Raw genomic sequence first — 21203 nt, 5'->3', positions numbered from 1 at the left:
CATGCGTACTGGAGATCAGATCGTCCAGGACCTGCCCTGGCGTTGGAGTGTGCAGGGAAAGATCTTCCTCATCGGCGGCCTCGGCTACATGTTCGACGCCTGGGACGTCGCGTTGAACGGGTTCCTCACCCCGCTGGTCGGGGCGGAATTCGGGTTGTCCGCCGGGCAGAAGGGGCTGGTGGCCACCGCCAACCTGATCGGGATGGCGGTGGGCGCGGTCGTCTGGGGCACGGTCGCGGACCGCATCGGCCGGAAGCGGGCGTTCAGCGTCACGCTCCTGCTGTTCGCGTTTTTCTCCGTGCTCGGTGCGCTCGCGCCGAACGTGGAAACGTTCCTGGCCCTGCGTTTCCTGGCCGGTATCGGACTCGGCGGCTGTATCCCGGTCGACTACGCGATCGTCAGCGAGTTCTCCCCACGCCGTCATCGCGGCCGGGTCCTGTCGGCGATGGACGGCTGGTGGCCCGTCGGCACCACGCTGGCCGCCGTCACCGCGACGGTGCTGCTCCCGGTTCAAGGGAACTGGCGCTGGATGCTGGTGCTGATGATCCTGCCGGCGCTGCTGTTGTTCTGGGTACGGCGGGGCGTGCCGGAGTCACCGCTGTACCTGGTCCGCAAGGGCCGCGAAGTCGAGGCCCGCGCCGTCATCGACGATCTCGTGCGCCGCACGGGAACGACTCCCGAGCCCTACTCGGTTCCGCCCGCCGTCGTGGAGGACACCCGTGGTGGCCCGGTGACGGCGGCGTTCGACCAGTTGCGCCGGGTGTGGGCGTTCAATCCGCGGATCACGGCGGTCGCGTGGGCGCTGTTCATCAGCGTCATGCTGGTCTACTACGCCGCGCTCAGCTGGATGCCGTCCATCCTGCGGGCGCAGGGATTCGGGGAGATCGCCGCCTTCGCCTCGACGGCGTTGATGAACGCGCTCGGCATCGTCGGTGTCGCGCTGGCCGTGCTCCTGGTCGACAAGGTCGGCCGCAAGCGGATCATCGTGGTCGCCGGGCCGCTCACCGCGCTGTCGCTCGTCGTGTTCTCGCTGGTGCTGGACTCACCGGTGGCGGCGGTCGTGGCGATCGGCGCGTTCGGCCTGTTCGCCCTGGTGGTCATCCCGGTGATGTACGCCTACGTCTCCGAGCTCTACCCGACCGAACTCCGTGCCTCCGGCTTCGGCTGGGCGTCGTCGTCGAGCCGGGCGATCACCGGTTTCGCGCCGCTGCTGTTCGGCAGCGTCCTGTGGCCGGTGCTCGGATTGCCGCTCACCTTCACCTTGCTGGGCGTCCTGGTGGTGGCCGCGGTCGCGTTCATGATGACGAGCGCACCGGAGACCCGCGGCCGCGAACTCGACCGGATCGTCGACCCGGCGGAACCCGCGACCGAAACGCCCTCCGCCACGAGGTCCGCTCCGTGAAGCCCGCCGCCTTCCGCTACCACCGGGCTCACGACGTCACCGACGCCGTCGGTCTGCTCGGCGAGCTCGCCACGGCGGGCGAGGACCCGAAACTGATCGCCGGGGGCCAGAGCCTGATGCCGATGATGAACTTCCGGCTCGCCCGCCCGACGGCGTTGGTGGATCTGGGCCCGCTCCGCCGGGATCCGGCGCTGAGTTCCTTCCGGCGTGACGATTCCGGCCTCACGATCGGCGCGATGGTCACCCATCGGACGGTCGAGGTCTCCGGTGCCGCGCTGGGACCGGATTTCGCCGTGCTGTCCCGCGCGATGCGGTGGGTGGGGCACCTCCCGATCCGTTCGCGCGGCACGGTGGCCGGCAGCATCGTCCACGGCGACGCGACCGCGGAATGGTGCCTGCTCGCGTTGCTGCTCGACGCGGAGATCGTCGCCGAAGGCCCGAACGGCCGACGCGAGATCCCGGCAGGGGACATGTTCCACGGCTTCTACACCACCGCGGTCGAACCGGACGAGGTGGTGACGGCCGTGCGTTTCACCCGCCCGGCGCCGCGGGCCGCGCTGACCGAGTTCGCCCGCCGTCACGGTGACTTTGCGATCGTCGACGCCGCGGTCAGCCTCGACGCCGCATCTGACGGCGACTCGTTGGCCGGGGGACGGGTCGTGCTCGGCGGGGTGGCACCGGCGCCCGTCCGGGTGCCCGAGGCCGAGGCGCTGCTCGACGGCGGTGTTCCCGGACCGGAGCTGTTCGCCGCCTGCGGGGAGGCCGCGGCGGCCGCGATCGACCCACCCGACGACGCGGCCGGCGGCGCCGCGTATCGCCGCCGGCTGGCACGGACCCTCGTCACCCAGGCGCTGCGGCAGGCGTGGGAGAAAGGAGAGACGCGATGACCGCACGGTTCGACGGGCGGAACGGTCGCTGGGTCGGGGCGTCGGTGCCCCGGCGCGAAGACCCCCGCTTTCTCACCGGCCGGGGCCGCTTCGTCGACGACATCCAGCTGTCCGGCATGCTGCACGCGGCCTTCGTCCGCTCGACGGTCGCGCACGGCACGATCACCGGCATCGACCTGTCGGCCACCTTGGCGGTCGAGGGAGTCGTCGCCGCGTACACGGCGGCGGACCTGGAACTCGGTGACATCGTCGCCCTGCTCGACCGCCCACCCGAGGAGTTCTCGCCGACCGCGATGCCGATCCTCGTCCGGGAGAAGGTGCGGTTCACCGGCGAACCGGTGGCACTGGTCGTCGCGCGGGACCCGTACAGCGCCGAGGACGGTGTCGAGGCCGCGGTGGTGGACTACGCGCCACTCGGGGCGATCGTCTCGGAGGAGACGGCGTTCGCCGAGGGCGCGCCGCTCGTGCACGAGGAAGCGCCTGGCAACGTGCTGGTCGACGTGTCCATGTTCGACACACCCGGGGTGGACGCGGCATTCGAGGCGGCCCGCGCCGGCCGGGGCCGCGTGATCGAGGTGATCACGAAGAGCGGAAGGCAGAACGCGCTCCCGCTCGAAACACGCGGCGTGGTGGCGTCCTGGGACGATCGCGACGATCAGTTGCTCGTGCAGATGTGCACCCAGGTACCGCATCAGGTGCGCACGGCGATGGCCCGTTCGCTGCGGGTTCCCGAACGCACCGTGCGGGTCACCGTCCCGGACATGGGCGGTGGCTTCGGCCAGAAATGCGTGGTGGGCCGCGAGGAGATCGCGGTCGCCGCGGCGGCCCGTCGCCTGGACCGGCCGGTGAAATGGATCGAGGACCGCCGCGAGGCGCTCACGGCGGGATTCCTTGCCAGGGAACAGCGCTACCGGACCCTGGCGGCGTTCGACGAAGACGGGCGGATCACCGCGCTGGACGTCGATGTCGTCTGCGACATGGGCGCCTACTCCTGCTACCCGTTCACGGCGGGGATCGAGCCACTGATGGCGTCGGCGGAGATGCCGAGCGTGTACCAGGTGCCCGAGTACCGGGTCCGTGCCCGCGCCATCGCCAGCAACAAGGCCCCGACGGCGCCCTATCGCGGGGTCAGCCGCCCCCAGTACGTGATGGCGATCGAGCGGGTCATGGAACGCGCAGCCCGGGAACTCGGCCTCGACCCGGTCGAAGTCCGGCGCCGCAACGTGATCACCCAGTTCCCGTACACCGGCGTCAACGACATCACCTACGACCCGGGCACCTACCGGGAGTCCCTCGATCTGGCAGAGGCCACGATGCGCGACGAGGGGTGGTACGAGATCCGGGACCGCGCCGCCGCCGAGGGCAGGCACATCGGCATCGGCTACTGCTGCTTCTCTGAGCGGACCGGATACGGCTCGGGAGCCTTCGCCAAACGGAAGATGACCGTGGTCCCCGGTTTCGACATCTCCGAGATCCGGATGGACACCACCGGCTCCGTCGTGGTCACCAGCGGGACCATGAACCACGGCCAGTCGCACGAGACGACGCTGGCGCAGATCGTGGCCGACCGGCTGGGGCTGCACATCGACAAGGTCAAGCTCCGCCAGGGCGACACCGAGCGCATCGCCTACGGATGGGGCACCTTCGCCTCGCGTTCGGTGACGATCGGAGGCTCGGCGGTGTCCCTCGCGGCAGGGAAACTCGGCGAAATCCTGTGCACGATCGCCGCGCACCTGCTCGAAACGAGTCCTGACAACGTCCGCCTCGACGGCGACGAAGGCGTCGTCCAGATCGACGACCCGGCCAGGCGCGCGTCGTTCGAGGAGATCGCCGACGTGGCCTATCTCCGCAGTCACCTGCTGCCCAAGGACGTCGAACCGACGCTGACGGCCACGGCGAGCTTCGACGTGCCCGGCGACGGCACCTTCTCCAACGCCACACACGCAGTGGTCGTCGAGGCCGATCCTGGCACCGGTCAGGTCAAGATCCTGCGGTACGCGTGCGTGGAGGACTGCGGCGTGGTGATCCATCCCCAGGTCGTCGATGGACAGTGCCGCGGCGGGATCGCCCAGGGCATCGCCGGCGCGCTGTTCGAAGAGATCACCTACGCCGGTAACGGGGAGCCGTCGGCCGCCAGCTTCATCGACTACCTCGTCCCGACCGCCACGGAGATCCCCGACATCACCGTCACGCACCTCGAGACGCCGTGCGCCTTCACCGAAAACGGTGCGAAGGGCGCGGGGGAGGGCGGCACCATCGGCGCGCCGGCGGCCGTGCTGAACGCGGTCAACGACGCCCTGCGCCACACCGGAGTCGAACTCGACACGACACCGGTCCACCCGCAGACCGTGCTCGCCGCGCTCGACGCGGTGAGCGTTCGTGGGAAAGTGAGTACCCCGGCATGAGCGATCGGCATCTGATCGTCCTGGACGTCAACGGCAGCGAGCACGAGGCCGTCGTCGAGGCGCGCATGACCCTGCTCGACGTCCTGCGGCACGACCTCGGCCTCACCGGCACCCACGTCGGGTGCGAGCACGGGGTGTGCGGCGCGTGCACCGTCCTCGTCGACGGCGAACCGGTGCGGGCCTGCCTGATGTTCGCCGTACAGGCGGAGAACGCCGACATCCGCACGGTCGAGTCGCTGGGGCGGGACGGCGAACTTTCCGATCTGCAGCAGGCTTTCAGCGAGCACCACGGTCTCCAGTGCGGTTTCTGCACACCGGGATTCCTGATGCTGGCCGAAGGTTTCCTCGCCCAGCGGCCGGACGCCGGCCGCGAAGAGATCCGCGAGGCGATCTCGGCGAATCTGTGCCGCTGTACCGGTTACCAGACGATCGTCGACGCGATCGAAGCGACCGCGACCCGCCGATGCCACGCGAAGGAAACCGGCACCTGTCCCGCCGCAGCAAAGGAAACGACACCGTGATTCTCGAGAACCAGCTGTCCGTCGCGGCCGAGCCCGGCGCGGTCTTCGCCTTGATCAACGATGTCGAGCGGGTCGCGGGCTGCCTTCCCGGCGCGACCCTCGACGGCCGGGAGGACGACGCGTACCTCGGCCGCGTCAAGGTCAAAGTAGGTCCGATCACCGCCGCCTACTCCGGCACCGTGCGCTTCACCGAGGTCGCCGCGGACGAACGCAGACTGCGGCTGCTGGCCAGGGGAGCGGACAGCCATGGCAACGGCGATGCCGAAGCCGAGGTCACGCTGACCGTGCGCGAGGCACCCGGCGGCGCCACGATCGATCTCCGCACCGACCTGTCCCTCCGCGGCAAGCTCGCCCAGTTCGGCAAGGGCGCGATCGGCGCCGTCTCGACCCGCCTGCTCGACCAGTTCGCCCGCAATCTCGCGGACCAGTTGCAGGCCAAGCCCGCTCCGGCCACGAGCGGTGCCCCCGCGGCGAAGCCGGTTTCGGCGGGCGGCTCGGAGGCTCTCGACGGGCTGGGCGTCCTGCTTCCCCCGGGAGTCAAGCGCTACGGCCCGATCGTGGCGGCTGCGGCGCTCGGCCTGTTCCAGGGCTGGCTGCTGGGCCGGATCCGCACCCAGGACAAACTGATCAAGGAGTTGCAGCGTGCCCGTCGATGAGCACCTCGGCCTGCACGGCGCCGAGACCGTCAGCGTCTACGACCGCGCGGGCTTCGGCGCCACGGTGCCGCGCGGCGCCCGGCCGGCGTTGGTCGTGGTCGATCTGACCCGGGGGTTCACCGAACCCGGCTTCCCGTCCGGAGCCGACCTCACCGCCGAAGTGACCGCGGCGGCCTCGCTCGTGACCGCGGCCCGGCGGCACGACGTGCCGGTGATCTACACCGCGATCGCCTACACGGCCGCAGAGGCGGACGGCGACGCCATCGCCTGGCTCCGAAAGGCGCCGGGGATGCGAGCCCTCCGCGAAGGAAGCGAAGAGATCGCTCTCGATCCCCGCCTGGAACGGAGCGACGTCGACCATCTCATCCTGAAGAAGGGGGCGTCGGCGTTCCACGGCACCGCGCTGGCCGCGGTCCTGGCGGGCCTGAACACGGACACCGTCCTCGTCTGCGGCGCCACCACTTCGGGATGCGTCCGGGCCACCGCCGTCGACGCCGTCCAGTCCGGCTTCAACACCCTCGTCGTGCGAGAAGCCTGCGGTGACCGTGCCCAGGGGCCCCACGACGCCGCTTTGTTCGACCTGCAAGCGAAGTACGCCGATGTCGTCACCGTTGAGGACGCCCTGGCGTACCTCTCCGATCCGGCCCCTCAGCAGAAAGGTTCCCATGGTCACCGAATCCCCGGAGCTCCGCACACTCGCTCAGCCCGCACTGGCCGATCTCGGTGAGGTGCCCGCGACCAGCCGCTGGGTACGGTCAGGGCAGGTACGGCTGCACGTGCTCGACTACGGGCCGGCCGACGGTGTCCCGGTGCTCGTGCTGCCCGGGATCACCAGCCCCGCCGTCACGATGGACTTCGTCGCGCGGAAACTCACCGATCTCGTGCGGCCGCTCGTGCTCGACGTCCGTGGCAGGGGGCTGTCCGACAACGCCCCGGCGACCGATCCGCCGCACGGCTACGACCTGGCGAGCTACGCCGCGGACGTCGACGCGGTCGTCGCCGGGCTCGGCCTGGATCGCCCCATCCTGCTCGGGCACTCCATGGGCGCTCGGATCGCCGCGCGGGCCGCGGTCACCGGTGCCGCACCTCTTCGCGGCACCGTGCTGGTCGACCCTCCGTTGAGCGGTCCCGGGCGGGATCCGTACCCCACCACTCTCGACGCCTTCCTCGGGCAGCTCGACCAAGCCCGCAGGGGCACCGACGCCGATGAGGTGGCGCGTTCCTGGCCGCGATGGCCGCGCCGGGAACAGGAATTGCGCGCACGTTGGCTGTCTTCGTGTTCCCGCACCGCGATCGCCGCGACCCACGCCGGTTTCGAATCCGAGGATTTCTTCGCCGACTGGCCGAAAGTGCCTGCCCCGGCGATGTTCCTGTACGGCGGCGCGAGTCCGGTCGTCACCGCCGCCGGTGCGGCCGAAGCCGCCGAGCACAATCCGGCGGCGGAGTTCGCCGGGATTCCGGAGGCCGGGCACATGGTCTTCTGGGATCAGCCGGACGCCGGCTTGGCCGCACTCCGTGAGTCCTTGCGAAAACTGTTGCAGGCAAACAAAGATTGAGTGTTTCGTCAGGAGTCAGCGACCGCAGCGGTCGACACGCTTCCAGGGCCAGTCCGTGGCGAGCCAGCGTGCGACGGCGTCGGCGAGTGGTACGTCGAGACCCGACCTGTCGGCCCGCACCAGGACTGCACCGTGACGTCCCACTCCGCGGCGGACGAGGGATACAGGTAGACGCAACCGATGACGTCGTTGTCGGCCGGCGCGAGGACGGTGAAGGTGAAACCGGTGCCGCGCGTGAAGTCGTCGGCGTGACGGCGAAGGTCGGTGAGGTTCTCCTCGAGCGTCATGCCATCGGGCGGTGGCCAGTTGCCGTCGGGATAGCCGGGAGTGGAGCGTATGCGCTCGATGCTCGACATCCAGGCGGCATGATCGGCCGGATTGTGCCGCGGCCCCAGCGGTTCGAGGTGGAACTGGTCGGTGGCGAGCGAGGTCGGCGGTTCGAAACCGGCTGGCACGAACTCGTTCGCGGGCATGACCCGGGATCGTAGCGAGCTGATCAGACCTCCCGCACTCGAGTTTTCTTCTCGATGGCGTCCGCGACTGACGACCGATTCTCGTGCGCGGCATGGGCTTGCGGCAACCACTCGAGGAACGCCGGAAGACGACGATCGACCGTGAACGGATCGCGCTCCGCAGGAATGTCGTCAAGCAGACCTGGCCACATCATCCTGGCCGCGTTGAAGTAGGCCTGGCCCTCGCGTTGTTCGGGGTGTCGTCGCCGCACCTCGGCGACAAGGTCCAGGTACTCGTTGAACTCGTCCATCAAGGCCTCCCGCTCGCGCTTCGATCCTGGTCTTTTGACAGCGGCGTCACGGTCCGACTGTGTAGCTCAGGTCCTTCGCGATGAGGGAGTCGGGGCGCAGTCGCAGCCAACTTGTCCCCTTCTCAGCGGGATCGTCGTAGAGATAGCTGAGGAACCGCTGGTCCCAGCGTGTCTCGTCGGCGCCGAGGTAGCGGCCGAGTTTGCGCCGTCCGCGGGGCACGTCGAACGGCAGGATCTCGGCTCGTCCACGAGCGATGACCTGCCGCACCACCCCTGTGGCGAGATCGCACTCGTCGACGGCGAGGGCGATCACGGGATCCGTCAGCACCCGGCCCGGCAATCTCGCCCACGGACCAGTCAGGATCCAGAACGCTTCTTCTTCCCAGAGGAACCACGTCGGCCGCACGGTCGGGCCGTTCGTCGCGATTCGGGCGGTGAGAGGCAGAGACAGGAATGTGTCGACCTCGAACTCTTCCTCGGCCACCTCGTGATCATCCCTTCTGTGCAGCGTCGCTCTGGGCATCGGCCCGCAGCGGTGACCCATCGTGAAACCTCGACCGCGGTGGAAGTCAAGACCGCATTAGCGCGTGGCCAGGGCGGGATCGATCAGGCCGAGCCAGGCGTCCTGGTCGTCAGCCAGCGGATGCCGCAAAGGAAGCGGGTGGAAGTGGCAGGCGAACGTCATGCCGGTGTCGCTGCCGGCTCCCTCGACGCGATGTAGCCAGTCATCGGCTGTGTCGGTCGGTGCCGATAAGTGGAAATAGGTGGTGCGGTGTGGTTGTCCGGTCTCGGGGTGGGGTTTGTCCTCGGTCGTCAACGCCCGGACGATCGTGACGCCGGTCAACCCCGTTTCCTCTGTGACTTCTCGCAGCACTGCCTTCGGGAGACCTTCGTGGGCATTGACTCCTCCGGCTGGAACTTGTCGTCCGGCTTCGGGGACGTCGATGTGCTCGAAGATCAGGAGCTCGGGCCGCGGTCGCGGGCGGATGACGTAGGCGGCGACGCGGATTCTCGGCGCGGAGGTGATCACGGGAGATGCTCCTGTCGGCACGTTCGCTCAGTCGCCGGCGCCCGCTCGCTGACGCTGGATCAGATCGGCCACCGCGGCCGGGCGGCTCAGGTATGGCGAGTGGCCGGTGTCCCATGTTTCCGTGCGAGAGCAGCGCGCGGCGAAGCGGTCCGGAAGGGGAGTCGCGATGGTCCGGTCTTGCTGCCCGCGGAGGTAGACCGACGGGGTGTCCCGCCAGCTCACGTGAGCAGGTGTGGCGGCAAAGATCGACGGAGGTTCCGGACGCAGCAACTCCACCGCACGCGCGGCCGCGGGTTCGTCGACGTCGCTGTAGAGCTTCGCCCGGGCGTCGTCCGGGTCCAGCCGAAGCCGCCCGTCAGCGTCTGGCAGCGCTAGCAGTCCCTTGCCGGGCTCGCCCGGGGTCTCCGCGAGCACCTTGGCCAGGGATTCATCGACGTCGAGAATCCAGCTGTTGAGGAAGATCAAAGCGGCCGCACCACGCACCGTCCCGGCGGTGACACCCCCGAACGAATGTCCTACCACCACCGACGGCTCTGGCGAGCGCGAGACGATGGCCTCGACCTTCGCGGTGCTCTCGGCGAGCGAGAGTTCGTAGAGGTCTGGCACCTCCACAGACAGATCCAAGCCGCGCAGCAGATCGGCAAGCTCGGTGTAGTGCGCGGGCTGGTGCCAGGCCCCGTGAAGGATGATCACGTCAGTCACTTCCGCACGATACCGCTCGGATCACCGGCCCGGCGGGGAGTCGAGGCCCGCCGTACCCCACGTAAACCAGGATGATTTCGTTTCGGCCTGGCCAGTAGTGTCCAGCGGACAACAGGGGGAGTGATCATGTTCAGCCACTTCGAGGCGATCGGGATCGGGGTCACCAGCCAGGACGAGTTCGGGGAGAGGGTGGTCTCGCTGATCGGCGCGGGCACGGCCCGGCAGATCGCCAGGAAGACCAGCGAGCATGTGTGGACTGATCCTTCTGGTGCCCGGCTCGTCGCGCAGGTCCGCAAGGGCGAGATCGAGTTCCTCCTGCCCTGTCTGGCCGGCACGACGCCCGCGGTATCGGTGCGCGACGTTCGCCTCGTCGATGACGAGACCGCGATGCTCGAACTCCTCGACGGCGTCGAGGGGGAGTTGGGGTGTCCCATCGCGGTGGAGCTGGAAGACCGCGCGGTCCTCGCCCACTCCGGTGGGCGGCTCGAGAGTGGATCCCTGGTGCTGGCGGCTCTGGCCGAAGACGTCACGGTGCACGCCGACGCGGAGGCCTACTTTGCCTCGCAGGACGATGACGGGCCGAAATTCGCCGCCGACCACTTCATCCCCTCCGGAACTATCCGGCCCGTAGAACCCTCGCCCGGCTGGACGCCCTCCGCTCACGCGCTGTTCGCCGGCGAGGTCATCGAGGTCGAGACTCCGGTGAACACCATTACCGGTACGGCATTCCATCGGATCCGGGTCCGCACCATCGCCGCGATCGAACTCGACGTCGCCATCGCGACCACCGACGTCGAGCGCCCGCCCGCGCGCGGCAACATCGTGACCGGGACTTTCTTCCTGACCGGAAGGTTGGGACTACAGCCAACCGACCTCGCGGAAAACTCGCTGAAGCGGCGGAGCTGGTTCCGGCGATAGTCCCACCACTGGTGAGATCGCGTATTCAACCATCGCCAAACGACCGCGGTCGCCGACGACGTGCCGTGCTCGGGCAACCTGCAGATCTTGAAGACATTCCGCAAGGCCGACGGAACAGCCCTCGGCGAGGTGCACTGTTCACGCCGAGCGCCGGCCGCCACTGCGCGAAGCTGGTGAAGCCCGGGCGACACCCCGGATGGCGGTGGTGTCGCGGTTCCTCGGCGGCGGATGGCACGATCGGGGTGCCACGTGTTGCCAGAGTCGCAGAGGAAGCCGCGTACCGAAAGTCATGACCCAGCCGCATGTCGAACCCAGCCCGGTGCCGGGCATCATCGCGGCCGAGCTGAAAACCGCGCTGCGGGACAGCACCGGCGGCGGGGTGCCAGGATGGGCGCGGCAGAGCCGGGACTGGCCGGGAAAGGTCGTTCCCGCCAACGACAGGCAGGCCAAGGCGGCGGTATGGACCTTCCTCAGCCGCACCCGTTGGCCACGGGAGCAGGCACGATCACTGGCCGCCGCGTTCGCCCCGCTCTACCAGGCGGGCTGGTGCAACGACGCGATCGTGCGGATGCTCGACTCAGACCCTGACGGCGCTCGGCAGCCGCCGTGGTTCCTCGGCGAGACCAGCAGCCCGCCAGGTGGAACGCTTCACGTCTACCTCAATCGGCGTCTCGCCAGCTGGAGCCGGACCGAGGCCGATTCGGTGGGGATGCCGGATCCGCCGGTCGCCGGGACCACATTTCAGGCCTGGGCAGAACGGATGCAGCTCGTCTACGGCGACACCGAGCGCAGCCGGCCCGCACGGACAGCGAGCCCTCCGCACGGGCACCCTGCCCCGGGGCGGGTGATCCCGACACCGTTGGCGCGGCGGCGAAACACCGTCACACGGCGACAGAAAGCTCTCAGCGGGCTGACACGACACGAGGACAATGGCCGGTTCGAGCGGGACCCGGACGTCACACCGGATACCGCTCTCCTGCTCGATCCCGACGTCCACGAGGCGATCGCGGTGCTCGCGCGCACCGGCGGCCGTCAGCATGTGGCCCGGCTCCGTCGCGCCGTCCTGCTCGCCCGGTTCTCGACGACCTTGTCGTCGGGCACGCTCGGCGACCCGGAGACGCAGGCACAGATCCGGCAGGCAGCGGAGTCGATCAAGCTTCGGGACGGCACACCGGCGCCGTTGGCGATGCTGGCGCTGTTCCTCGCCGACATCGGGTGACATGACGCAGTGTCTCGAACGAAGGTCTACAGCGATCAGGTTTGTCGCCGAACGGCCGCGGGCGCGTGGCACGGGGTGGGGGCGGGCAGCTCACCCCGGCGGAGTGCGGCGGGCGGGACGCCCATGAGGCGGCGAAACTCGCCGGTCAGATGCGCCTGGTCGTAGTAGCCGGCCTCGGTGGCGAGGTCGGCCCAGGGCCGGACCCCCGCGTGGGCGAGCACGGTTCGTACGCGGTCGATTCTGGCGAAGTGCTTGGGTGACAGGCCGACTCCGTCGACGAAGAGGTCACGCAAGTGGCGTTCGCTGACGTGCAGCCGCCGCGCGGCCGCCGCCACCCCGGCGGTGCCCGCGGACAGCAACATGGTCGCTTCGCGCACGAGCTGGTCTCGCTCCAGACTGCTGCCTTGTTCACCGGCCGGAAGCACGGCGGCGAGGCGTTGGCCGAACAGAGCACCGGCTTGGCCGGGGGCGAGATCGGCCATCTCACGAGCGAAGCGATTGGCAGGCTCACCCCAGAACGTACTGAGCGGCAGGACCTGGTCGACGAGTTCACGGGCGGGACGGCCGAGCAGGCGCCGGGTCCAGCCGGTATGGAGCCTGGCCTTGACACACCATGGTCCCGGTCGGCCCACGTGATACCGGGCGCGGGTGCGTGGTCCCATGACCACGAACTCGCTGCCATGACCGGGCACCGCGCGCAGGACCAGCGTGGTGGCGTGGTCCGGCTCGTCGAGCAACGTCTGTCCACGGCCATGATCGTCGACCGTCGCGATGCTGAGCCCGGAGAACCACGCTCGCAGGCCATCGGGCATTTCGATGGCGCGCTCATCCACCCCCATGGCGCCATCGTAGCCGCGCCCGGCGCGGCGAATCGTGCCGAAACTTCCAAGCCGACGGCATGATCACCATGACAGCGTGGCCGGCATGATCCTGATCACCGGTGCCACCGGCACCATCGGAAGCCACCTCCTGCGCCAGTTGACCTCTCGCGGCGAGGCGGTCCGGGCCATGACCCGCAACCCCGGCGCCGTGCGGGCCGAACCTGGCGTTGAACTCGTCCGGGCGGACTTCGACGATCCGGCTTCACTGGCGGCGGCGGTGGCCGATGTGCGGGCGCTGTTTCTGCTCACCGCGCCCACTTCACCCGCCCCGCGTCACGACCTGGCCATGCTGGAAACCGCCAGGTCGGCAGGAGTGACCACCGTCGTGAAACTGTCCGCGATCGGCACCGGCGAGACGATCGGCGGCGACCGGACCGTCGGAGCGTGGCATCTGCGGGCCGAGCAGGCCGTGCGGTCCAGTGGCATGGCCTGGACAGTGCTGCGGCCCTCCAGCTTCGCCTCGAACGTCCTGGGATTCGCGCACCCGATCAACGCCGGGCAGCCCGTCCCCAACATGACCGGGACGGCCACCCAGGGTGTCATCGACCCCCGCGATGTGGCCGCCGTCGCCGCCGAGGCACTGACCACGCCCGGCCACGACGGACGGACCTACACCCTGACCGGTCCGGACCTGCTCAGCGTCCCCGACCAGGCCGCCATCATGGAATCCGTTCTGGACCGCCCCGTCACCACGGTCGACCTTCCCTTCGACGCCGCCCGTGAGCAGATGCTGCACCACGGCATGGGCCCGGCTGCCGCGGACGCGGCCCTCACCGGAATGGCCTGGGCCCGTGCCGGACACAACGCCGTCCTGACCCAGGACGTGCCCCGGATACTGGGACGCTCGGCCACCGCCTTCACCACCTGGGTCCAGGACCACCGAGACGCCTTCCGGCCGACCCCGTAAGCACGAACCAGCCGCGGAGCACATCGCGAACTCGGCTCTGGGCTAGGAACACGCCGAAGCGAGGTGCGCGAGGAGCGAAGTGCTCGTGGCCTCGGGTGCTTGCTCTGGGATGTTGTGCCCGATCCCCTCGAGCACTTCGAGCCGGTAGCGGCCGCTGACCCAGTTCTTCGTCGCATGGATCCCCGACGGTGCGACCATGGGGTCCTTCGTGCTCGCGATGAAGAGCGTCGGTACCGAAACCCGTTGTTCGTAGCCTTCGAAATCGTTGGCCCGGTACCAGTTCAGTGCGACGGTCAGAGCGCCTGGCCGGGAAAGTCGCCGGAAGTACTCCGCGCACTTTTCCGGCGCGACGCCTGGCAGTTTGGGCGGCCCCGAAGCGAGGATCGAGTTTTCGGGGATCGGAGCCGGTTGCCGGAAGAACTCCATGTACTTGGATGCTTCCTGCTGTGCGGGGTCGGTCCGCCGCGCCTCGGCGAAGGCGCCGAGATGCGGCACGGACACGGCAGTCAGCGACCGGACCCGGCGTGCGTACTTCGCTGCGGCGATCCAGGCGACCGCGGCACCCCAGTCGTGTCCGACCAGGTCGAACCTGTGCCAGCCAAGGGCGTCGGCCATCGCCCGGACGTCTCTGACGGCGTAGTCCAGGTGGTAGTGCTCGACCTCGGCAGGCCGTACGCCCGGCGAGTAGCCCCGCTGGTCAGGTGCCACCGCCCGGTAGCCGGCGGCAGCGAGTGCTCGCAGCTGGTGCTCCCACTCGATGCCGAATTCAGGGAAGCCGTGCAACAAAAGAACTTTCCGGCCATGCCGCGGGCCGGCGGCAACAGCGTCGAAGGTGCCGGCGGGAGTAGGGATCCGAAGCGGCGTGATCCGCGTCGGCTCGGCGGCTTGTGCTGTGCCCGCGATACCGAGTGATGCAACACCGACGGCGGCCGTGGCACCTATTTTGATGAAGTCACGGCGAGAGGGAGAGAGCGACATGCGGTCAGCCTGTCGGCCGTGCGAGACGAAGACCATCGGGCGCGCCCCCGATGTCCTGGTGGGGCTGGCCCTAGCAAGCGGGCTTGCTGCGCGGTCGAAACGACGACCGCGCAGCAAGAGTCACTGTCAGCAGAAGACTTCGGTGAGCAGCTTGCCGAACGCCTCGTTGGGGTCGCCCCCGGCGGTCGGCGCGCTCGTGGCCGAGAGCTCCAGCCGCTTTGTGGTGTCCGGTGTGGTCAGGACCTGCGAGGAGTAGCCGGGGATGCCGCCGCCGTGGCCCCACACCTTGGTGCCGCACGGCAGAGTCTGTACCTGCAGGCCCAGGCCGTACTCGGGACTGACCGCGGTGGTCTTGCCGATCTCCTGCTGCTGCGCGGGCCTGAGCAGCTTGCCGCTCGCCAGCGCCACGCCGAACGTGTCCAGGTCGCGGGTCGTGGAGATCACCTCGCCGGCGGCCCAGGCGACCGACGGGTTGATGCGGGTGATGTCGTTCGGCTTGCCCGCCACGGTCACGTAGCCGTGGGCGTGGGGGCCTCTGATGTCGATGTTGTCGCCGGGAACCTCGGTGTCGTCGAGGCGCAACGGCTTCAGGATCCGCTGCTCGACCGCCTTCGCGTACGGCCTGCCGGTCAGCTTCTCCACCAGCAAACCCGCGACCACGTAGTTGGTGTTGGAGTAGTTCCACCGGGTGCCGGGGTCGAAGTCGAGCGGCTTGTCGGTGGAGATCTTGAGCAATTCCTGCGGCGTCCAGTGTTTGTAGCGGATCTGCTCGAACTCGTCCGGGTCGAGCGGCAACGCGTTGGTGTAGTTGTAGAGGCCGCTGGTGTGCTGCAGGACCTGACGCACCGTGATGCGGCTGTCGATCAGACCGGGCAGGTAGCGGACGACCGGCGTATCCAGGACTACCTTGCCTTCGCCCGAAAGCTGCAGCAGCGCAGTCGACACGAACGTCTTGGTGATGCTGCCGACGCGGAACCGGCCGTTGTCCGGCACCGGGCGGTTCGAACCCAGCTCCGCCTTGCCGGAGCGCGCGGTGAATCGCTGGCGGCCGTCGGTCACCCTGGCCTGCACGCCGAGCGTTCCCCCGCTCGCGATCATCTGGTCCAGGGCCTCCTGAACAACCTTGCGGTCGGCGCTGGTGTCGGCGAGCGCGGTGCCCGCGGTGGCGACCAGTCCGGCCGCGGTGAGCGCGGCCACAAGTCGGATCCTCAGCGAAGGCCGAAATGATTTTCTTTGCATGATAAGAAAAATCTCCCCTCAAGGCCCAAAGGTGCTCCCCAGCCGACGCTAGCGCCCGGTGATCAGCATCCGCGGGGCCGGAAATCACAACCACTCGAACAGAGCAGAACACCCGGCACCGGATGATGCAGGCGGCGCATCCTCATGCGCCATCTGCAGGTCCGTTCTGGGCAACGCAGTCTCTGAACCGGACAGGACCCGGGCCTGTGGGTGGCGACTGCGACGCGTACGCCCGGGCGTACGAGGAAATGCGGCATCCAGCGGATAGTCTTCCTGCCCGGCCGCGCAAGAGTCGTGATTCCGCTGAGCAGCGGCTGCCGTCGCGCGGCGGTTGATCACGGTATCAACTGATCGGTTGATGCCGTTCGTCGTGTGGACTGCCACTGTGGACGACATGAGGGGAATTCTGGGGGCACTGGTCGTCGTCGTGGGACTTGTGGCAGGGGCGACGCCTGCCGCGGCGGCATCGGGAAATGTCGTTCGGGTCGAGTCGGGATCGGTACGCGGCACTGCCACTGGGGATCTCCGAGGCTTTCAGGGCATTCCATACGCGGCGCCACCGATCGGTGAGCTCCGTTGGCATGCACCCGTCGCGCGGGAGCCGTGGCCGGGGGTGCGCGACGCGACCCGGCCAGGCAACAGGTGTCCGCAGGCCGCATTGCCGGGCAGGCCCGCGAGCGACACTGAGGACTGTCTGTACCTGAACGTGACCGCGAAGAAGCACGCTCGGAAGGCGCCCGTGCTCGTGTGGGTGCATGGCGGCGGGCTGGTGTCGGGCACGGGCGGCGACTACGACCCGGCCCGGCTCGCCGAGCGCGGCGACCTGGTCGTCGTGACGGTGAACTACCGGCTCGGCAACCTCGGGTTCATGGGCTTTCCGGGTCTGGCCGACGGTGGCGCGTTCGGTCTGGAGGACCAGCAGGCCGCGCTGCGGTGGGTCCAGCGCAACGTCGCGGGTTTCGGTGGTGATCCGCGAAACGTGACGGTCGCGGGTGAGTCGGGCGGTGCCCACTCGGTCTGTGGTCTGCTCGCGTCTCCGGGCTCGGCGGGGTTGTTCCAACGGGCCATCGGGCAGAGCACGCCGTGTGTGTCGGACGCTTTCGCCGGTGCGGCCTTCCGGCCGTTGCTGGACGTTCCGTACTTCGTGCCACAGGAGTGGCAGCAGGGCCACGGGCAGAACCTGGCGGCCAGGTTCGGCTGCGCGACTCTGGAGTGTCTGCGGAAGGTGCCGGCGGTGGACCTGCTGGCCGCGCCGGCCTTCCCGTTGCCCGCCTACGGCAACGCGGTGTTGCCGGAAGACCCCGCGGTCGCGGTGCCGGCCGGCCGGTTCCAGCACGTGCCCTTCCTGACCGGCGTCACCCGTGACGAGGGCACACTGTTCTCGCCGCCGATGTTCCCCGGGCTGACCGAGGAGGGCTACCGGCAGACTCTGGGCACCCACTTCGGTGCCAAAGCCGCAGCGGTGGCCGCCGCGTACCCTGTCGCCGCGCACGGCACGCCGGTGCAGGCCATCGGCGCGGTCATGAGTGATCTGGACTGGGCGTGGGCGCAGGCGGCGTCGGACCGCCGGTTCGCGGCTACGGTGCCGGTGTACGCCTACGAGTTCCTGGACCGTACGGCGCCGGCGATCCCCGAGTTCCCGACGGGGGTGGAGCCGTTGGCCGGTCACGCGTCGGAGCTGAAGTATCTGTTCGACTTCCCGTATGACGATCGCCCGCTGACGGCAGCCCAACGCAGGCTCGGCGATGGGATGATCGGCTACTGGTCACGGTTCGCGTCGACGGGCGACCCGAACCGCTTTGGACTGCCGTTGTGGCGGCGCGTCCTGCCGGACGCGGTGACCCCGTATGTGCAAGGGCTGGACGTGCACCGAATCGGCCGGATCGATCGGGGTGAGCTGCACAACTTCGACTTCTGGAACGCGCTCGCGGCGCCCCGGTAGGGCGGGGTGACTACGACTCCCTGCGAGAACACATCCATTCTCGCAGCGGTCGACCGACCTGGACCAGGGCGTCGTCGGCAAGAACGGCCAGGCGATCCTGGTCATGTATCGGATGACTTGTGGTCTTGGACGCGGCGGGCGATGGTGAGTGCGATCGGCGCCAGGAGCCAGCACAGGTACGCGCCGGTGTCCCCGGTCAGGAACGAGACCGGAATCGAAATCCCGAACACCGTGGCCAAGCAGACGCTGCGCAGCAGGCTTTGGGCGAACACTCTTGGCGGGCCGTCGGTTCGGTACAGGTGTTCGCGCCGGATCTCCCGGATGATCAGCGCGAACGACGCGGAGGCCAGAACCTGCACCATCGCGTACAGGCTGAATCGGAGTGGGAAGGCGCCTTCGGCGGTGATCACCCGCGTCGCGAACGGCATCAGGACCTGCATGAACAGCCATGCCAGGGTGAGGCTGATCAGGCGGCCGTTCAGCGAGCGGACATAGGGGAAGATTTCGTGGTGGGCGCGCCAGTGGGCGGATATCACCACGAAGCTGAGCGCGAAGGCGACGTATTCCTTGCCGTGGGCCGAAATCGAGCTCAGCATGGCCTCGGTGGTGTCGCCGTGGGGGATCGGGAGATCCAGTGCCAGCAAGGTGAGCGCGATCGCGATCACCGCGTCCACGAAGATGGTGAGCCGCTCGGCGGCGGCCTTCCCGATCGTGTGGTCGGTCTGTGTCGTCATGGTGAGGAACAGCTCCCGCGGTCTCAGGCGGCGATTTCCGCGGCCGGTCGTGGGAGGGTCGCGAGTCGCCGGGATCGCACGGCCAGGATGATCATGACCGCCGGGATCAGGATGTCGTTGACGAGGACTCCGCCGGTGTTGCCGGGGGAGTGGTCACCGTTGGCGAACCATTGGTGGACGTGACCGATCGCGGCTCCCCAGAGGAACATCCCGCCGCCGAGGCCGATGGTGATGCGTTCGCGTGCGGATGCCGAGGCGGCCCGGAAGCCCATGACGGCCAGTGCGAGGTTGGCGAAGGCGATTTCGAACATGAAGGGTGTCCGGTCGAAGCCGATCGCCGTGGCCATGACGTCCGGGAAGGCGAGGAAAGCGACCGTCATCCACAGGCTGCCGCAGCCGAAGGCGCCGATGGCCCACCAGCGCTGCCAGATCTCGAGCCGTTCCTGAGGTGACGTCGCGTGGCGGGCCCGGAGGAAGGCTCCGACGGCGGGCACCACGATCCAGACCAGCGGGAAGGCGGATTGGGCGAGGTAAGCGAAGTTGTCCATGGCTTCAGTCTTACCTGGTTAATATTAACTAGTCAAGACTCTGGTATGGTGAGCTGGTGGATGACGGACTCGCAGACCTGCTGCACCGCGTGGTCATGCTGATGGGCGAGGCGGCCCGGCGGCGCGCCGATGACCCCGACGGTTTGACCTACAGCCAGATACGGCTTCTGGGCACACTTGAGGAGATCGAGCCGACGACGCAGCATCGGCTCGCCCAGGCGCTGTCGATCTCCGATCCGGCGGTCAGCCGGGCCTTGCGGCCACTCGAAGCGGACGGTCTGGTGCAGATCACCGTCGACCCCGAACACGCGCGGCGCCGGCTGGTCCGCCTCACCGAGCCCGGCCGGAAAGCCTTCCATGCCGCGGGAAAACCGCTCTACGACGAGTTCCGTGAGGGACTCATCGCGGCCGGCTTTCCTTACGAGCGCTACCTCGAAGACACCCTCCGGCTGGCTGAAATCCTCGCGTCGGACTGAAGGCGCCTCGACTGCCGCCCCGGGGAACTATCCGGACAAGATGTTGGATGGCGGGAACGCGCAGCGAGACGTTGCCCATATCGGTCGAGCCGAAGTAGAGCCTGATTCGGCTTAGAGCGTGTCTCATGTGGATTGTTCGCGCAGTTTCTTATGGCAAGTGAGAGCTGCGCCGAGGAGGCGGCAGCTGACCGCGGCAGACCCGAACACGACGCGCGCCGCCCTCCTCGACAAGGTCCCAGACCTGCCGCGACGAGCGGTCAAGACCAACCAGCACCTCGCGAGACGCGACAGAACCGCTTTCGGTAGGCGCGCACAAGGCCATCGCTCGGGGACGTTCTGGGCTGATACGGCTCGCGGTGGTTGCCCGGCGCGGCGCCACCGGATGGAGCGGTCATCACCAGCGTGGACGGGTACCGCGGGCGGGTCGTAGCGGGACGCTGTCCGCCAGACGGGTGGTGTCTTCAGCTTGGCGCGCGTCCGTCAGGATGCTGATCAGCCGCTAAACGGTGTGAGTGTCCTGCTCCGATGCCTGGATGGGATCCGCTCTGACGAAGCGGGTCGGTCCGACCGGAGAGGAAGATGGGCCAATGGCCACACCTGATCCTTACGCGTTGCGGTTCCCTGTCATCGCGCTGGTGACCTCCGCCGGTGGCCTCGACGCCCTCACGCAGGTCCTCGCCCCGCTCTCGGCAGACCTGCCCGCCGCCGTGATCGTCGCGCAGCATCTGAGCCCGGATCGGACCAGTCGCCTGACCGGCATCCTCCGGAATCGCACGGCGCTGCGTGTGCGGCACGCTGTCGACGGCCACGAGCTCGTCCCTGGCACCGTGCTCGTGGCCCCCGCTGCCCGGCACCTGCTCGTGACCTCCGAAGCACGGATCGGACTGCTCGACACCGGCGCTCTGCCGCCGGCCCGCCCGTCGGCCGATCTCCTGCTGGCCACCCTCGCTGTCACCTGCGGACCCCGAGCGATGGCCGTGGTGCTCACCGACGGCGGCACCGACGGCCAGGCCGGGATCCGTGCCATCTCACACTGCGGTGGCACCGTATTCGCCCAGAGCGAAGTCACCTCTGAACACTTCGGCATGCCCGGCGCCGCGATCGCCACCGGCCTGGTTCACGATGTGCTGGCCCTGCCCGATATCGCCGACGCCATCCAGGCGCACGTTCGCCGGCGCTGAGCTGCCCCGTGGACTCGTACGAACTCCCGATCCGCCGTTCGGAGACGGTGACCGCCGTGGCGCCCGATTCCAGGTGAGCACCGACACCGAGGACTGGAGCGCGGAGGCGGTCATCGGTGCTGAACCGTTCATCGCTGGGGAGATCGGCCTGGCACTGTCCGACGCAGTCGGCTCGCTCCTGCTGATCGGATGGGCCGACGTCGGCGAATGCGCCAAAGGCGTCCGGATCGTATTTCTGAATCGATTGTGCGAATTGGC

At 68.7% G+C, this 21203-nt stretch carries 23 protein-coding genes; 13 read left to right on the top strand and 10 right to left on the bottom strand.

The annotated features are described in order from the left end of the window. Position 1 precedes the first annotated feature (1 nt). The 7 genes from ACLJRL_RS27795 to ACLJRL_RS27765 are packed head-to-tail and all read left to right on the top strand — an operon-like array spanning position 2 to position 7427. Positions 2-1402, top strand: a complete 1401-nt coding sequence (locus ACLJRL_RS27795; protein ID WP_410659238.1) for an MFS transporter — start codon at positions 2-4, stop codon at positions 1400-1402. Then, the gene (locus tag ACLJRL_RS27790) at positions 1399-2289 is read left to right on the top strand and encodes an FAD binding domain-containing protein (RefSeq protein WP_410659237.1); all 891 of its coding nucleotides are present in this window, start codon (positions 1399-1401) and stop codon (positions 2287-2289) included. The genes ACLJRL_RS27795 and ACLJRL_RS27790 overlap by 4 nt, the downstream gene beginning before the upstream one ends. Further along, positions 2286-4694 carry a xanthine dehydrogenase family protein molybdopterin-binding subunit gene (locus ACLJRL_RS27785; protein WP_410659236.1) on the top strand — a complete coding sequence of 803 codons (2409 nt, stop codon included), beginning with the start codon at positions 2286-2288 and terminating at the stop codon, positions 4692-4694. The genes ACLJRL_RS27790 and ACLJRL_RS27785 overlap by 4 nt, the downstream gene beginning before the upstream one ends. Next, the gene (locus tag ACLJRL_RS27780) at positions 4691-5215 is read left to right on the top strand and encodes a (2Fe-2S)-binding protein (protein ID WP_410659235.1); all 525 of its coding nucleotides are present in this window, start codon (positions 4691-4693) and stop codon (positions 5213-5215) included. Before ACLJRL_RS27785 ends, ACLJRL_RS27780 begins: the two co-directional genes overlap by 4 nt. Continuing rightward, positions 5212-5871, top strand: a complete 660-nt coding sequence (locus ACLJRL_RS27775; protein ID WP_410659234.1) for an SRPBCC family protein — start codon at positions 5212-5214, stop codon at positions 5869-5871. The genes ACLJRL_RS27780 and ACLJRL_RS27775 overlap by 4 nt, the downstream gene beginning before the upstream one ends. After that, positions 5858-6598, top strand: a complete 741-nt coding sequence (locus tag ACLJRL_RS27770) for an isochorismatase family protein (RefSeq protein ID WP_410659233.1) — start codon at positions 5858-5860, stop codon at positions 6596-6598. The genes ACLJRL_RS27775 and ACLJRL_RS27770 overlap by 14 nt, the downstream gene beginning before the upstream one ends. Beyond that, complete coding sequence (locus ACLJRL_RS27765) at positions 6537-7427, top strand: alpha/beta fold hydrolase (RefSeq protein ID WP_410659232.1); 891 nt, start codon at positions 6537-6539, stop codon at positions 7425-7427. The genes ACLJRL_RS27770 and ACLJRL_RS27765 overlap by 62 nt, the downstream gene beginning before the upstream one ends. Before the next feature lie 8 nt (positions 7428-7435). Here the strand turns inward: ACLJRL_RS27765 and ACLJRL_RS27760 are convergent, their stop codons facing one another. The 5 genes from ACLJRL_RS27760 to ACLJRL_RS27740 form a co-directional block, all read right to left on the bottom strand. After that, positions 7436-7900: an N-acetyltransferase gene (locus tag ACLJRL_RS27760; protein ID WP_410659231.1), complete on the bottom strand. Its 465-nt coding sequence runs from the start codon at positions 7898-7900 to the stop codon at positions 7436-7438. A 23-nt stretch (positions 7901-7923) separates the two neighbouring features. After that, positions 7924-8190 carry a hypothetical protein gene (locus ACLJRL_RS27755; protein ID WP_410659230.1) on the bottom strand — a complete coding sequence of 89 codons (267 nt, stop codon included), beginning with the start codon at positions 8188-8190 and terminating at the stop codon, positions 7924-7926. Between the two features lie 46 nt (positions 8191-8236). Continuing rightward, positions 8237-8674 (bottom strand): pyridoxamine 5'-phosphate oxidase family protein, encoded by a 438-nt coding sequence (locus ACLJRL_RS27750; protein ID WP_410659229.1) that lies wholly within the window; start codon positions 8672-8674, stop codon positions 8237-8239. A gap of 96 nt (positions 8675-8770) precedes the next feature. Next, the gene (locus ACLJRL_RS27745; RefSeq protein WP_410659228.1) at positions 8771-9220 is read right to left on the bottom strand and encodes an NUDIX hydrolase; all 450 of its coding nucleotides are present in this window, start codon (positions 9218-9220) and stop codon (positions 8771-8773) included. Between the two features lie 27 nt (positions 9221-9247). Continuing rightward, a complete protein-coding gene (locus ACLJRL_RS27740) occupies positions 9248-9922 on the bottom strand; it encodes an alpha/beta hydrolase (RefSeq protein WP_410659227.1) in 675 nt (224 codons plus the stop codon). 126 nt (positions 9923-10048) lie between these two features. On the opposite strand from ACLJRL_RS27740, the gene ACLJRL_RS27735 reads away from it, so the two are divergent. Next, the gene (locus tag ACLJRL_RS27735) at positions 10049-10840 is read left to right on the top strand and encodes a hypothetical protein (protein ID WP_410659226.1); all 792 of its coding nucleotides are present in this window, start codon (positions 10049-10051) and stop codon (positions 10838-10840) included. A gap of 289 nt (positions 10841-11129) precedes the next feature. Continuing rightward, positions 11130-12059 (top strand): hypothetical protein, encoded by a 930-nt coding sequence (locus tag ACLJRL_RS27730; RefSeq protein WP_410659225.1) that lies wholly within the window; start codon positions 11130-11132, stop codon positions 12057-12059. Positions 12060-12094: 35 nt separating this feature from the next. Here the strand turns inward: ACLJRL_RS27730 and ACLJRL_RS27725 are convergent, their stop codons facing one another. Next, positions 12095-12898 (bottom strand): helix-turn-helix domain-containing protein, encoded by an 804-nt coding sequence (locus ACLJRL_RS27725; RefSeq protein ID WP_410659224.1) that lies wholly within the window; start codon positions 12896-12898, stop codon positions 12095-12097. A gap of 85 nt (positions 12899-12983) precedes the next feature. On the opposite strand from ACLJRL_RS27725, the gene ACLJRL_RS27720 reads away from it, so the two are divergent. Further along, entirely contained in the window at positions 12984-13847 is an 864-nt protein-coding gene (locus ACLJRL_RS27720) for an NAD(P)H-binding protein (RefSeq protein WP_410659355.1), read from the top strand. Between the two features lie 42 nt (positions 13848-13889). Here the strand turns inward: ACLJRL_RS27720 and ACLJRL_RS27715 are convergent, their stop codons facing one another. Next, on the bottom strand, positions 13890-14699 hold the full coding sequence (locus tag ACLJRL_RS27715) for an alpha/beta fold hydrolase (protein WP_410659354.1): 810 nt from the start codon (positions 14697-14699) through the stop codon (positions 13890-13892). Positions 14700-14951: 252 nt separating this feature from the next. After that, entirely contained in the window at positions 14952-16064 is a 1113-nt protein-coding gene (locus ACLJRL_RS27710; RefSeq protein WP_410659223.1) for a serine hydrolase domain-containing protein, read from the bottom strand. Between the two features lie 358 nt (positions 16065-16422). Here ACLJRL_RS27710 and ACLJRL_RS27705 point away from each other — a divergent pair, with 358 nt between their 5' ends. Beyond that, complete coding sequence (locus ACLJRL_RS27705; protein ID WP_410659222.1) at positions 16423-18006, top strand: carboxylesterase/lipase family protein; 1584 nt, start codon at positions 16423-16425, stop codon at positions 18004-18006. 101 nt (positions 18007-18107) lie between these two features. Here ACLJRL_RS27705 and ACLJRL_RS27700 read toward each other — a convergent pair whose 3' ends face one another. Next, the gene (locus tag ACLJRL_RS27700; RefSeq protein WP_410659221.1) at positions 18108-18740 is read right to left on the bottom strand and encodes a TMEM175 family protein; all 633 of its coding nucleotides are present in this window, start codon (positions 18738-18740) and stop codon (positions 18108-18110) included. Positions 18741-18763: 23 nt separating this feature from the next. Next, complete coding sequence (locus ACLJRL_RS27695) at positions 18764-19288, bottom strand: DUF6790 family protein (RefSeq protein WP_410659220.1); 525 nt, start codon at positions 19286-19288, stop codon at positions 18764-18766. Positions 19289-19344: 56 nt separating this feature from the next. On the opposite strand from ACLJRL_RS27695, the gene ACLJRL_RS27690 reads away from it, so the two are divergent. Both ACLJRL_RS27690 and ACLJRL_RS27685 read left to right on the top strand, forming a co-directional pair. Next, positions 19345-19764: a MarR family winged helix-turn-helix transcriptional regulator gene (locus ACLJRL_RS27690; RefSeq protein WP_410659219.1), complete on the top strand. Its 420-nt coding sequence runs from the start codon at positions 19345-19347 to the stop codon at positions 19762-19764. Between the two features lie 587 nt (positions 19765-20351). Beyond that, complete coding sequence (locus ACLJRL_RS27685; protein WP_410659218.1) at positions 20352-20945, top strand: chemotaxis protein CheB; 594 nt, start codon at positions 20352-20354, stop codon at positions 20943-20945. Positions 20946-21203: the final 258 nt, after the last annotated feature.

The sequence above is a fragment of the Amycolatopsis sp. lyj-112 genome (assembly GCF_046549055.1).
In the GTDB taxonomy this organism is placed as follows: domain Bacteria; phylum Actinomycetota; class Actinomycetes; order Mycobacteriales; family Pseudonocardiaceae; genus Amycolatopsis.
Note: the sequence above shows the minus strand (reverse complement) of the source record. Positions and strands in the feature narration are given on the sequence as shown.